The sequence below is a fragment of the Streptomyces sp. NPDC043685 genome, assembly GCF_056436585.1.
The window spans coordinates 400,087-413,045 of sequence record NZ_JBWKCH010000003.1; the positions used below are offsets into that span (position 1 = coordinate 400,087).

General features: G+C 72.9%; 13 protein-coding genes. 5 read left to right on the forward strand and 8 right to left on the reverse strand.

Annotated elements, in window-relative coordinates:
- Positions 1–9: 9 nt before the first annotated feature.
- Entirely contained in the window at positions 10–960 is a 951-nt protein-coding gene (locus AC0665_RS11010) for an FAD-dependent oxidoreductase (RefSeq protein ID WP_478704856.1), read from the reverse strand.
- A gap of 66 nt (positions 961–1,026) precedes the next feature.
- On the opposite strand from AC0665_RS11010, the gene AC0665_RS11015 reads away from it, so the two are divergent.
- Both AC0665_RS11015 and AC0665_RS11020 read left to right on the forward strand, forming a co-directional pair.
- Positions 1,027–2,049: an oxidoreductase gene (locus AC0665_RS11015; RefSeq protein ID WP_478704857.1), complete on the forward strand. Its 1,023-nt coding sequence runs from the start codon at positions 1,027–1,029 to the stop codon at positions 2,047–2,049.
- Between the two features lie 28 nt (positions 2,050–2,077).
- Positions 2,078–3,718, forward strand: a complete 1,641-nt coding sequence (locus tag AC0665_RS11020) for an ABC-F family ATP-binding cassette domain-containing protein (RefSeq protein ID WP_478704858.1) — start codon at positions 2,078–2,080, stop codon at positions 3,716–3,718.
- Here the strand turns inward: AC0665_RS11020 and AC0665_RS11025 are convergent.
- The 4 genes from AC0665_RS11025 to AC0665_RS11040 form a co-directional block, all read right to left on the reverse strand.
- Positions 3,715–4,263 (reverse strand): putative glycolipid-binding domain-containing protein, encoded by a 549-nt coding sequence (locus AC0665_RS11025; protein ID WP_468403992.1) that lies wholly within the window; start codon positions 4,261–4,263, stop codon positions 3,715–3,717. The genes AC0665_RS11020 and AC0665_RS11025 overlap by 4 nt on opposite strands.
- A gap of 81 nt (positions 4,264–4,344) precedes the next feature.
- Positions 4,345–6,753, reverse strand: a complete 2,409-nt coding sequence (locus tag AC0665_RS11030; RefSeq protein WP_478606085.1) for a Tex family protein — start codon at positions 6,751–6,753, stop codon at positions 4,345–4,347.
- A 97-nt stretch (positions 6,754–6,850) separates the two neighbouring features.
- Complete coding sequence (locus tag AC0665_RS11035; protein ID WP_346010761.1) at positions 6,851–6,976, reverse strand: LPFR motif small protein; 126 nt, start codon at positions 6,974–6,976, stop codon at positions 6,851–6,853.
- 66 nt (positions 6,977–7,042) lie between these two features.
- The gene (locus tag AC0665_RS11040; RefSeq protein ID WP_478508826.1) at positions 7,043–7,918 is read right to left on the reverse strand and encodes an SCO6745 family protein; all 876 of its coding nucleotides are present in this window, start codon (positions 7,916–7,918) and stop codon (positions 7,043–7,045) included.
- Between the two features lie 114 nt (positions 7,919–8,032).
- On the opposite strand from AC0665_RS11040, the gene AC0665_RS11045 reads away from it, so the two are divergent.
- Both AC0665_RS11045 and AC0665_RS11050 read left to right on the forward strand, forming a co-directional pair.
- Complete coding sequence (locus AC0665_RS11045; protein ID WP_478704859.1) at positions 8,033–8,992, forward strand: GlxA family transcriptional regulator; 960 nt, start codon at positions 8,033–8,035, stop codon at positions 8,990–8,992.
- Positions 8,993–9,025: 33 nt separating this feature from the next.
- Complete coding sequence (locus AC0665_RS11050; RefSeq protein WP_478704860.1) at positions 9,026–9,661, forward strand: DJ-1/PfpI family protein; 636 nt, start codon at positions 9,026–9,028, stop codon at positions 9,659–9,661.
- Here the strand turns inward: AC0665_RS11050 and AC0665_RS11055 are convergent.
- On the reverse strand, positions 9,648–10,403 hold the full coding sequence (locus AC0665_RS11055) for an enoyl-CoA hydratase/isomerase family protein (RefSeq protein WP_478704861.1): 756 nt from the start codon (positions 10,401–10,403) through the stop codon (positions 9,648–9,650). The genes AC0665_RS11050 and AC0665_RS11055 overlap by 14 nt on opposite strands.
- Positions 10,404–10,621: 218 nt before the next feature.
- Here AC0665_RS11055 and AC0665_RS11060 point away from each other — a divergent pair, with 218 nt between their 5' ends.
- The gene (locus tag AC0665_RS11060) at positions 10,622–11,125 is read left to right on the forward strand and encodes an ATP-binding protein (RefSeq protein WP_468404843.1); all 504 of its coding nucleotides are present in this window, start codon (positions 10,622–10,624) and stop codon (positions 11,123–11,125) included.
- 21 nt (positions 11,126–11,146) lie between these two features.
- Here the strand turns inward: AC0665_RS11060 and idi are convergent, their stop codons facing one another.
- The gene (gene idi, locus AC0665_RS11065; protein WP_363116799.1) at positions 11,147–11,740 is read right to left on the reverse strand and encodes an isopentenyl-diphosphate Delta-isomerase; all 594 of its coding nucleotides are present in this window, start codon (positions 11,738–11,740) and stop codon (positions 11,147–11,149) included.
- A 265-nt stretch (positions 11,741–12,005) separates the two neighbouring features.
- On the reverse strand, positions 12,006–12,941 hold the full coding sequence (locus tag AC0665_RS11070) for a cation diffusion facilitator family transporter (RefSeq protein ID WP_478704862.1): 936 nt from the start codon (positions 12,939–12,941) through the stop codon (positions 12,006–12,008).
- Positions 12,942–12,959: the final 18 nt, after the last annotated feature.

Below are 12,959 nucleotides of genomic sequence, written 5' to 3' on the forward strand. Positions count from 1 at the left end.
CGAACGCTCTCAGCCGGCGACCAGCCGGGCCGCCTCGTGCGCACACCCCCAGGCCACGGTGACACCCGCGCCGCCGTGGCCGTAGTTGTGCACCAGCAGCCGGCCGTCCGGCAGGGTCTCGCGCTCCAGCCGGACCGACGGCCGGGTGGGCCGCAGCCCGACCCGGTGCGCCAGCACCCGGGCCCCCTCGATCCCGGGCCGCAGGGCGGCGCAGCGGCGCACGATCGCCTCGGCCGTCGCCGGGTCGGGCTCCAGTGACCAGACGTCCTCCTCGGAGGTACCGCCGAGGACGAGCCCGCCCGGCTGCGGGAACATGTACGTGTGCTCGCCCGCCGCGTCGGTGGAGACCAGCCAGGTATCGATCCCCGGGTTCTCCACGACGACCAGCTGCCCGCGCACCGGCCGTACGGAGGGGTCCGGCACGAGCTCCCGCGCGGCGAGCCCGGTGCAGTTGACCACGACCGGCGCGTCCGCCTCCGCGAAGGCGGACACCGTACGCGTCTCGATCACGCCGCCCGCCGCAAGGAACCGCTCCCGCAGCCACGGCAGATGAGCCGGCATGTCGATGAGCGGCAGCCGTGCCACGACGCCCGTGCCCGCGTACTCCCGGGCCGTGGCCGCCCGCAGCCCCGGCACCCGGCCCGCCAGCCACCCCTCGGCCTCGTCGAGCGGGGTCTCGCCCTGTACCCCTTCGACCATGCGTACGCCCGTGTGCTCGGCTCGCGCCGCGAGCTCCTCGTACACCTCCAGCGACCGCAGCGCCCACACGCGCGCCGTCGCGACCGGCTCGATCCGGTACGGCCACCACAGGGCCCCCGCGACGACCGAGGTGGTCGCCTCCACGGGGTCCCGCGTCCACACCCGCACCCGGCGGCCCCGCTCCGCGAGAACCAGTGCGGTCGTCAGCCCCACCACTCCGCCGCCGACCACCACGACTTCGCCACTCGACTCGCTCACCATGCCCGGACCGTAGCGGAATGCGCCATGCCGTGCTCACATCACGCGCAGTGTGGGGATACTCACCGTATGTGTGCCGAGTACGCGACCTTCGGCCTGGCACCCGCGATGCGGGCCGGGGGAGTCCTCAACGACGGCGGTTACCAGGTTCACCGGGACTTCGTGGACTTCATCGTCGACGGACGCCCCCTGCTGTTCCGGCTCTCCGACCTCGACGCGGTCTCCCCGCTCGCCTCCGACGTCCCACCCGCGATCTTCACCGCACAGGTGCGCAGCCTGCTCCTGGAGAGCGCGGCCCCGTTACCCGGCGGCCGGTACGTCGTCTACGGCTGCCCCGAGTGCCAGGACCTGGCCTGCGGCGCCGTCACCGCGGTCATCCGCGGCGACGGCGAGGACTTCATCTGGCAGGACTTCGCCTGGCAGACCGACGAACACGCCGACCTGGAGCTCAACGGCTATCACGGCATCGGCCCGTTCCGCTTCCGCGGCGCCGAGTACCGGACGGCGCTGAACGCCCTGCTCGAGGGCCGCGCGCCCGGCCCCCGCCGCCGCGTCCTGCTGATCGGCGCCCGCGTCGCCGTCCTCGCCCGACTGGCCGCGGCCCTGCGCACCATCGGCGTGGGCGCCGACATCGCCCACGACGTCCACGGTGTCCCTCCCGACGAACTGCGCGGCTACGGCGCCGTCGTCCTCGGCCACGCGGCGACCGAGCAGGAATGTGCCGCCGTCCGCCGCGCCTTCGCGCAGGCCGGGGTCCCGGTCGCCCACGTCGACGGCCTCGCCCCGATCGTGCCGCTCCTCGTCGCCCAGATCGAACACGCCCTCGACCGCAGCCCCGTCGAACAGCGCCGCCTCACCGGCCTCGCCGCCACCGGCGAAGGGGCCGACGTCGAGGTCACCTCCGCCTGCCGCGTCACCCTCACCGCCTACCGCCTCGACCGGCTCTCCCGCCCCCACACCCGTGAGATCTTCGACGGCGTCCTCGAAACGGGCCGCCACCGCGTCGCCCTCGACCCGAAAGCGGTCAGGGGCCGGTCGTTCGTCGTGGCACGCACCTCCGGAAGCGTCCTGGTGACGGCCGTGCACCACTGAGCGGCCCGCCGTTAGGATCGGCGCTCTGATGACTGCCACCCTCGTCGCCAAGAACCTCGCCGCCGGCCACGGCGACCGCTCCCTGTTCACCGGCCTCGACCTCGTCGTCGCGCCCGGCGACGTGATCGGTCTGGTCGGCGCCAACGGCGCCGGCAAGTCCACCCTGCTCAGGATGCTCGCCGGACTGACCGCACCCGAGCAGGGCGAACTGCGCCTGTCCCCGCCGACCGCCACCGTCGGCCACCTCCCGCAGGAGCCGGACCGCCGCCCCGGCGAGACCGTGCGGGAGTTCCTCGCCCGCCGCACCGGCGTCGCCGAGGCCCAGCGCGCCATGGACGAGGCGACCCAGGCCCTGGTCGACGCGGCACCCGGTGCCGACGACGCCTACGCCACCGGCCTGGAGCGCTGGCTCGGCCTCGGCGGCGCCGACCTCGACGAGCGCGCCGAGGAGGTCGCCGACTCCCTCGGCCTCACGGTCGACCTGGACCAGCCGATGACGTCCCTGTCCGGCGGCCAGGCCGCCCGCGCCGGACTCGCCTCCCTGCTGCTGTCCCGCTACGACGTCTTCCTCCTCGACGAGCCGACCAACGACCTCGACCTGGACGGCCTGGAGCGCCTCGAACGCTTCGTCGGCGGTCTGCGCGCCGGGACGGTGGTCGTCAGCCACGACCGCGAGTTCCTCACCCGCACCGTCACCAAGGTCCTCGAACTCGACCTCGCCCAGCGGCAGATCAACCTCTTCGGCGGCGGCTACGAGGCCTACCTGGAGGAACGCGAGGTCGCCCGCCGGCACGCCCGCGACGATTTCGAGGAGTACGCCGACAAGAAGGCGGCCCTCCAGGACCGCGCGCAGATGCAGCGCTCCTGGATGGACAAGGGCGTGAAGAACGCGCGCCGCAAGGCGAACAACGACAACGACAAGATCGGCCGCAAGTTCCGCAGCGAGGCCAGCGAGAAACAGGCGGCGAAGGCCCGCCAGACCCAGCGCATGATCGAGCGCCTGGACGTCGTGGAGGAGCCCCGCAAGGAGTGGGAACTGCGCATGGAGATCGCGTCGGCCCCGCGCTCGGGTGCCGTCGTCGCGACCCTGCGGGACGCCGAGGTGCGCCGCGGCGGCTTCGTCCTCGGCCCGGTGTCCCTCCAGATCGACTGGGCGGACCGGGTGGCCGTGACGGGCGCGAACGGCGCCGGGAAGTCCACGCTGCTCGCCGCCCTCCTCGGCCGTGTCCCGCTGGACGCCGGGCACGCCACGCTCGGCTCCGGCGTCCTGCTCGGCGAGGTCGACCAGGCCCGCAAGCTGTTCCACGGCGAGGAGCCCCTGCTCGACGCCTTCCGCACCGCCGTCCCGGACACCGAACCGGTCGAGATCCGTACCCTGCTGGCCAAGTTCGGACTCAAGGGGCACCATGTCCTGCGCCCCGCGGGGAGCCTCTCCCCGGGCGAGCGCACCCGGGCCGCCCTGGCGCTGCTCCAGGGCCGGGGCGTCAACCTGCTGGTCCTCGACGAGCCGACCAACCACCTCGACCTGCCGGCCATCGAGCAGTTGGAGTCGGCCCTCGACGCCTACGAGGGCACCCTGCTGCTGGTCACCCACGACCGCCGCATGCTCGACGCCGTGCACGTCACCCGCCGCCTGGAGGTGACGGACGGCAAGGTGACCGAGCGCTAACGGCCCGTCAGGCGCGAGGCGAGTCGCGGGTAGTCGAGGACGTACCCGTCCTCGTCGAACTCCAGGTCGCTGCGGAAGTCGCCGGAGGAGTAGCGGACGTGTCCGGGCCGCAGATGCGTGTACGTCTGCCGCGACGGCCGCACCGTCAGGTCCGGCACCGACACCCAGGCCATCAGGAAGTCCCGCTCACCGGGCGTCCGGTGCAGCCCGTGCCGGAGCACCGGCATGGTGTTGGTGAGCGGGCACAGCCCGAGATCGCAGTCGAGCGCTCCGTCGACCGCGGGCAGCGGCTCGCCGTCCGCGGTCCACCGGCCGTGGCCGTCGTGCCGCAGGTCGAGGGTGCGGGTCCCGGCCCCGGTCTCGGTCGTCACCCGCAGCCCACGGGTCACGAACCCGTCGGCCGTGTCGAGTTCGTACGTGACCCAGTACGGCTCGGGTTCGGTCCCGACGGCCCGTCCGCGGGCCCGCAACACGCCTTCCCCGCGCTCGGGCCAGACGGTCTCGAACCCCCGGCTTGCGCACACTTCCCAGGTGATGGCGGACATACCCTCACTGTAGGTCCGAAGGGACGCGGGGAACTGCGCGACCGGCCACAACGGACCCGCAGCTCCCCACGACACGGGCCGTCAGCGGCGCCCGTTCTTCGGATCGGCCAGCCCCGCCCGACGCAAGGCGTCGGCCATCGCGCTGTTGGCCGGTGCCGGAGCCTGCCGCTGCTGACCGCCGCGACCGCCGCCGCCCTGGCCCCCACGGCCACCACCCTGGCGCTGCTGCGGCGGACGCCCACCACGCTGCCGGCGCTCACCCTGGCCGCCGCCCTGCTGGCCCGGCCGGGCCGCCTCGTCGTCCAGCCGCAGCGTCAGCGAGATCCGCTTGCGCGGGATGTCGATGTCGAGGACCTTCACCTTCACGATGTCGCCGGGCTTGACGACCTCCCGCGGGTCCTTGACGAACGTCTTCGACATCGCGGAGACGTGCACCAGGCCGTCCTGGTGGACACCGATGTCCACGAACGCCCCGAACGCGGCGACGTTGGTGACCACGCCCTCCAGGATCATGCCGGACGACAGGTCGGAGATCTTCTCCACGCCCTCCTTGAAGGCGGCCGTCTTGAAGGCGGGCCGCGGGTCGCGGCCGGGCTTCTCCAGCTCCTTCAGGATGTCGGTGACCGTCGGCAGACCGAACGTCTCGTCCACGAAGTCCTGCGGCCTCAGCGAGCGCAGCACCGCGGTGTTGCCGATGAGCGAGGCGACCTCCTGCCCGGCGGTCTTCACCATGCGCCGCACCACCGGGTACGCCTCGGGGTGCACGCTGGAGGCGTCCAGCGGGTCGTCGCCGCCGCGGATGCGCAGGAAGCCCGCGCACTGCTCGTACGCCTTCGGCCCGAGCCGCGCCACCTTCTTCAGCTCGCCACGGGCCTTGAACGGCCCGTTCTGGTCGCGGTGCGCCACGATGTTCTCGGCGAGCCCGGAGGTGATGCCGGAGACCCGGGCCAGCAGCGGGGCCGAGGCCGTGTTGACGTCCACGCCCACGCCGTTCACACAGTCCTCCACCACCGCGTCCAGCGAACGCGACAGCTTCACCTCGGACAGGTCGTGCTGATACTGGCCGACGCCGATCGACTTCGGGTCGATCTTGACCAGCTCGGCCAGCGGGTCCTGGAGCCGCCGGGCGATCGACACGGCGCCGCGCAGCGACACGTCCATGTCGGGCAGCTCCTGCGAGGCGAAAGCGGACGCCGAGTACACGGAAGCGCCGGCCTCGGAGACCATCACCTTGGTGAGGTTCAACTCCGGGTGCTTGGCGATGAGTTCCCCGGCGAGCTTGTCCGTCTCGCGGGAGGCCGTGCCGTTGCCGATGGCGATCAGCTCGACCGCGTGCTCCTTCGCCAGCCGGGCGAGCTTCGCGATGGCCTCGTCCCAGCGGTTGGCCGGGACGTGCGGGTGGATGACGTCCGTGGCGACGACCTTGCCGGTGGCGTCGACCACGGCGACCTTCACGCCCGTACGGAAGCCGGGGTCCAGGCCGAGCGTCGCGCGCGTGCCCGCCGGGGCGGCGAGCAGCAGGTCGCGCAGGTTCGCCGCGAAGACCCGCACCGCCTCGTCCTCGGCGGCCGTGCGCAGCCGCAGCCTGAGGTCGATACCGAGGTGGACGAGGATGCGGGTGCGCCACGCCCAGCGGACCGTGTCCTTCAGCCACTTGTCACCGGGGCGGCCCCGGTCGGCGATGCCGAACCTGTGGGCGACGATCCCCTCGTAGGAGGAGGGGCCGTCCGTCTGCTCCTCGGGCTCCAGGACGAGGTCGAGGACCTCCTCCTTCTCGCCGCGCAGCATCGCGAGGACGCGGTGCGAGGGCAGCTCCGTGAACGGCTCGGCGAAGTCGAAGTAGTCGGCGAACTTCGCGCCCGCCTCCTCCTTGCCCTCCCGCACCTTGGCGGCGAGCCGCCCACGCACCCACATACGCTCGCGCAGTTCGCCGATCAGGTCGGCGTCCTCCGCGAAACGCTCGGTGAGGATGGCGCGGGCACCGTCCAGGGCGGCCTGCGGATCGGCGACGCCCTTGTCGGCGTCGACGAACGCGGCCGCGGCGGCGAGGGGCTCGACGGAAGGATCGCCGAGCAGCCCCTCCGCCAGCGGCTCCAGGCCCGCCTCGCGGGCGATCTGCGCCTTGGTGCGCCGCTTGGGCTTGTACGGGAGGTAGATGTCCTCCAGGCGCGCCTTCGTCTCGGCGCCCCGGATGCTCGCCTCGAGCTCCTCGGTGAGCTTGCCCTGCTCGCGCACCGACTCCAGGATCGCCGTGCGGCGCTCCTCCAGCTCCCGCAGATAGCGCAGCCGCTCCTCGACGGTGCGCAGCTGCGCGTCGTCGAGCATCTCGGTCGCTTCCTTGCGGTAGCGGGCGATGAAGGGCACCGTGGAACCGCCGTCGAGCAGTTCCACGGCGGCCCTGACCTGCCGCTCCCGTACGCCGAGTTCCTCGGCGATCCTGCCTTCGATGGACCCTGGGCTGATGGACCCGTTGGACCCGGGTGTCGTCACGATCCCGTACCGCCTTCTCCGCTGAGGTTGCGCGGCAATTGTGGCAGGTGGCACGGACTCCTGGGGATCAGGTCGGCCCGGCGGGCCGGAATTCCGGTCAGGCCCTGCGGGCGGAGGACGAGGCGCCGCCGAAGAGCCGGGCGAGTGCCCGGAAGGGCAGCGTCACGACGGTGGCGATGGCCCCGCCGATCTGGCGCAACACGTCTGCGATAGCACGGAACACGGAATTCCCCTTTCTCACTCCCGGCCGCGCCGGCCGGTGGAGAGCGGGTACCTCATCGACGCGTCACTATGCGTCACCCTTGCCGATCAGGTCCGCCGGGAACGCCCCGGCCACGAGCGCCGCGTGCGCGAACGCCCCGCCCAGCTCCGTCAGACGGGCCACTCCCTCCGGGCCCAGGTGCGCGTAGGGGGCGCGGTCCAGACGGTCCGTCTCGTGCTCGATCTCCCGGCGCAGCGCGACACCCTGCTCGGTGAGGTCGCCGGACGCCTCCAGCAGCCCGCGCTCGCGCAGCCGCTGCGCGGCCGCGTCCCACTCCTCCCGGTTCCAGCCCCGGGTGCCGAACACCCACTTCGGGCTCATGCCCTTGCCCGTCGCGGTGTGGGTCACCAACGCCTCCAGCCCGTTCAGACCCGCGGACATCAGGACGGCCAGGTGCCCGTCGCCCCGGTGCTCGCGCAGCAGGGTCGCCGCGTGCCAGTAGGCGAGGTGCGGCTCCTCGGGGACGGGCAGGTCGGCGTGGGCCGCGTACAGCGGCCGTGCCTCGCGCGAGCAGGCCTCGGCGGCGCGCAGGGCGAGGCGAGCGGCCTCGGCCATCTCGGCGGAGGCGCAGACCTCCTCGCCGAGCAGACGGCGCAGCGTCGCGTCGACGGCACGCGCGCGTGCGGCCAGGACCTGCCCGGGGGAGGCGGTCTCCCACACGCCCGGCACGTGCCGGGCGACGAGCTCGTGCTTGTAGTTGTAGAAGGCGGCCGTCACGACCCCGGCCCCGACGGCTCCGAGTGCGGCGGAGCGCACGGCGAAGTTCACGGCTCGCGGATCGGTGACCCCGACGGCGCCCAGTTCGCGCCCGAGGTCGGGGGAGAAGTAGTGCGTGGCGTGCAGGGAGTTGAGCATGTTGTGGCAGCGTCGGCCGGCGCGCGGCTCCAGGGCGGCAGTCGTCATGCCCGGCAGGTTACCAACCGCTTGGTATGCCCTCCACGGTCCTGCGCCTCATGGCAGGAAAGGTGGGGTACTCGACCTTGTGGCCCTGCCTCGGCCCCGAGAACAATCGACGGCATGGCCCAGCGCACGGTTCTCGTCGTCCTCTTCGACGGCCTGCAGAGTCTCGACGTAACCGGGCCCGTGGAGGTCTTCGCGGGCGCGGAGCTGCTCTCCCCGGGCGCGTACCGCATCCGCACCGCGTCCCTGGACGGCGCTCCCGTGCGGAGCACCAGCGGCCTGGCCCTCGTCCCCGACGAGTCCCTGGCCACCGCCTCCGACCCGGACATCCTGCTGGTCCCCGGCGGGACAGGCAGCCTGCGCCCGGATGCCCGGCTGGTCGACTGGGTGCGCGAGCACGGACCGCGCGCCGGGCGCCTGGTCTCGGTCTGCACCGGCGCGGCCGTGCTCGCCCGGGCCGGTCTCCTGGACGGCCGCCGCGCCACGACCCACTGGGCGTACTGCGACCGGCTCGCCCGCGAGCACCCGGCCGTCGAGATCGACCCCGACCCCGTCTACGTACGCGACGGGCACATCGCCACCTCGGCCGGTGTCACCGCCGGCATCGACCTCGCCCTCGCCCTGGTCGAGGAGGACCTCGGCCGGGACGCCGCCCTGACCGTCGCCCGGCATCTGGTGGTGTTCCTGCGCCGCCCGGGCAACCAGGCCCAGTTCAGCGCCCAGCTCGCCGCCCAGACCGCACACCGTGAGCCGCTGCGGGACGTCCAGCGCTGGATCACCGACCACCCGGACGCGGACCTCTGCGTCGGCACCCTCGCCGCCCGCGCCCGTCTCTCGCCCCGCCACTTCGCCCGCGCCTTCCGCGCCGAGACCGGCATGACACCGGGCCGCTACGTGGACCGCGTCCGCCTGGAGCACGCCCGGCGCCTCCTGGAGGAGACCGCCGACGGCATCGAGGAGATCGCCCGCGCCAGCGGCTACGGCACGCCCGAGGCCATGCGCCGGGCCTTCGTCAGGACCCTGGGAACGCCCCCGGCCGAGTACCGCCGCCGCTTCCGCCCCGCCACCACACCCTGACCGACCCGCACATCAGCCGACCGAAGGGACCCCATGCAGATCGCCATCGTCCTCTACGACCGCTTCACCGCCCTCGACGCCGTCGGCCCCTACGAGACCCTCGGCCGGCTCCCGGACGCGGAGACCGTCTTCGTCGCGGCGCAACCCGGCCCCTTACGGAACGACTCGGGGAACCTCGCGATCACCGCCGACCGCGCGCTGGCCGACGTGCCCCACCCGGACATCATCGTGGTCCCGGGCGGTCCGGGCCCCCTCCCGCTGGAGCCGGACGGCCCCCTGCTCACCTGGCTGCGCACCGCCGACGAGACCAGCACCTGGACCACGTCCGTGTGCACCGGCTCCCTGCTGCTCGCCGCCGCCGGACTCCTCAAGGGACGCCGCGCCACGTCCCACTGGCTGGCCCTCGAGGAGCTGAAGCGCCACGGCGCCGAGCCGACGGGGGAGCGGGTCGTCACCGACGGCAAGTACGTCACCGCGGCCGGCGTCTCCTCCGGCATCGACATGGGACTGACCCTGCTCGGCCGGATCGCGGGCGACGACCACGCCCGGATCGTCCAGCTCGCCACCGAGTACGACCCGCAGCCGCCCTACGACGCCGGATCGCCCGAGAAGGCCCCCGCCCACCTCGTCGAACTCGTCCGCGCGCACTCCGGCGTCATCCTGACGTAGGCACGCTCCAGCCGAAGTGCGGCGGGCGGCGCTCCAGGAACGCGGCGACGCCCTCCGCGGTGTCGCCGCTCCCGCGCGCCTGCCCGGCCCAGTGCGCGTCCCGGTCCGTGCGCCCGTCCGCGAACTCCTTGGCCGCCGCCTGGGTCAGCTGCGAACGGGACGCCAGGATCCGGGTGAACTCGGTGACCCGCCGGCCGAGTTCGCCTCCGGGCAGCACCTCGTCCACCAGCCCGGTGCGCAGCGCCCGCGACGCGTCGATCAACTCACCGGAGAACAACAGGTACTTGGCGGTGGCCGGCCCGACCAGCGACACCAGCCGCCGGGTCGAGGACGCCGGGTAGACGATGCCGAGCTTCGCGGGCGTCACACCGAACAGCGCCCCGTCCTCGGCGAACCGCAGATCACAGGCGGCCGCCAGCTGGGCCCCGCCGCCCACGCAGTGCCCCCGGATCACGGCCAGCGTCGGCTTCGGGAACGCGGCCAGCGCCTCCTCGGCCCGCACGGCCAGCCCCTGCGCCTCCTCGGCGGAACCCCGCAGCGTCGAGATGTCGGCCCCGGCGCAGAACGTCCCGCCCTCGCCGGTCAGCACCAGCGCCCGCACCGCGGGGTCCCCCGCGAGCCCCTCCAGCAGGATGGGCACGGAGCGCCACATCGCGGCCGTCATGGCGTTGCGCTTCTCGGGATGACGGATGACGACCGTCGCGACCGAGTCGGTCACGCGGTGCTCCAGCTGCGGCTCCATGCGCCGGATGCTATCCGGAGAGCAAACCCGTACAACCCGAATAGTTCGCCGAGACGGCACAACAGGGACAGGACCAGTCCCACAACTGACCGTGTCATACGCCAACGGTCAGAAGTGCTCGATAGTTGCTGACTTGTGTTCAGTCCCGGGGTAGGAGGCGCAGCGTTACCAACACTCGGGGTGTGGCGACAATCGAGCGCGAGGGTGGCGACCGGACGATGGACAACGACGGGCGTGGGTTCGGTCCGCGCCCAGAGGGCGGCGCGGCGCCCCTCGGCCCCGGGCCCGCGGATCCGCTGCCGTACGAAGGGGTCTGGAGGTTCACCGCACCGGCGGTCGAGGCCTCGGTCCCCCAGGCGCGGCACGCCGTACGGGACCTGCTGCTGCGTCAGGGGGTGCCCGTCTCGGACGACCTGGCCCAGGGACTGCTGCTGATCGTCTCGGAGCTGGTGACGAACGCCGTGAAGCACGCGGCGGTGCTGTCGCCGACGATCGCCGTCGAGCTGGCCGTCGGCGCCGAATGGCTCCGGGTGTCCGTGGAGGACAACCACCCCTACCGGCCCACCGCCCTGGAGACCGACCACGGCCGCACCGGCGGGCGTGGGCTGCTTCTGGTGCGTGAGGTGACCCGGGAGGCGGGCGGGGTGTGCGAGGTGGACCACACGGCGAGCGGCGGCAAGGTGATCTGGGTCGCCCTGCCGCTCAAACCCGCGCGCTTCTAGGCCCCGTCGCCGGGGCCCCGGTCACCAGCCGGCCGACGGGCCCGTCAGTTCCCTGATGGCGGGCCGGGCCGCGTCCAGGACGGTCATGAACCAGGCCGAGAAGGTGTCCTTGGCGTGCCGCTCCGCCAGCTCCGGCGGGGTCACGAAGACCGTCGACGCCACCTCCTGCGGGTCGGGCCGCACCACGGCCTGCACCATGCCGACGAAGAGGTGGTTGTACTCCTGCTCCACCAGCCCGGACTCCGGGTCGGGGTGGTTGTAGCGGACCGTGCCCGCCTCGGCCAGCAGGGACGGGGAGGCGCCGAGCTCCTCGAAGGTGCGCCGCGCAGCCGCCGCGAAGGGCGCCTCACCGGGGTAGGGGTGGCCGCAGCAGGTGTTGGACCACACACCGGGGGAGTGGTACTTGCCCAGGGCGCGCTGCTGGAGCAGCAGCCGCCCGTACTCGTCGAAGAGGAACACCGAGAACGCCCGGTGCAGCCGGCCGGGCGGCTGGTGGGCGGCGAGCTTCTCCGCGGTGCCGATCGTCACGCCGTCCTCGTCGACCAGTTCCAGCAAAATCGCGTCTGCGGTGCCGTTCGACGGGGTGTGCGTCGCGGTGGCAGGTGTGATCGGCATACCCATCCTTCACATCGGTCTTCGCGCCCCAAGTCTGCCGTACGAATCCGGCACTCCCGGCACTTCGCGGCACGCCCGCATGTCCCGCGCGGCGGCGCGGACCGCGACCGGCACCGGTCGGACGCCGGGGAAAAGGGACCCGGTAGATGATCGTGCCCGGACAGGCAGACGGAAAATCGTCCCTCTGCCCGATATGGGGCTCAGGACGCGGCCAGGTGGCGCGGGGTTGCGTCCCCCAGCGCGCTCGCGGCGGAACGCGCCCCTCTCAGTGGCAGAGCCGCGCCTCGTGTTCCGCGTGCCCGACGGGTTCCAGCTGGAAGGTGCAGTGCTCCACGTCGAAGTGGTCACCGAGGCAGCCCTGGAGCTCGTGCAGCATCTTCTCGTGCCCTATCGCGTTCAGCGCCTCCGAGCTGACGACCACGTGCGCCGACAGCACCGGCATGCCGGACGTGATCGTCCACGCGTGCAGGTCGTGGACGTCCTCCACACCCTCCGTCGCCAGGATGTGCGACCGCACCTCCGCCATGTCGACGCCCTTGGGAGCGGCCTCCAGCAGCACCGAGAGCGTCTCGCTCAGCAGCTTCCACGTCCGGGGCGCGATCATCAGCGCGATGACGAGCGAGGCGATCGGGTCGGCGGCCTGCCAGCCCGTGAGCATGATCACCACGGAGGAGACGATCACCGTGACCGACCCCAGGGCGTCCGCGGCCACCTCCAGGAACGCGCCGCGCACGTTCAGGCTCTCCTTCTGCCCGCGCATCAGCAGGGACAGCGACACCAGATTCGCGACCAGGCCGATCACACCGAACAGCAGCGCCAGCCGGCCCTCGGTCTGCGCCGGCGTCAGGAAGCGCTGGACCGACTCGTACACCACGTACCCGCCGGCCCCGAGCAGGAGCAGGCAGTTGGCCAGGGCGGCGAGGATCTCGGCCCGGGCGTAGCCGAAGGTGGCCCGCTCGCTGGGCGGGCGGTTGGCGAAGTGGATCGCGAGCAGCGCCATGCCGAGGCCGAGGGCGTCCGTCGCCATGTGCGCCGAGTCCGCGACCAGGGCGAGCGAGTCGGCCAGGGCGCCCCCGACGATCTGCACGACCACGATGCCGAGCGTGATGCCCAGCGCGATGCGCAGCCTGCCGCGGTACGCCGAGGTCGCCGTACCGCCGACCGCGCCGTGCGCGTGGCCGTGATCGTGCCCAGCCCCCATGAGAAGTCAGCCTCCCGT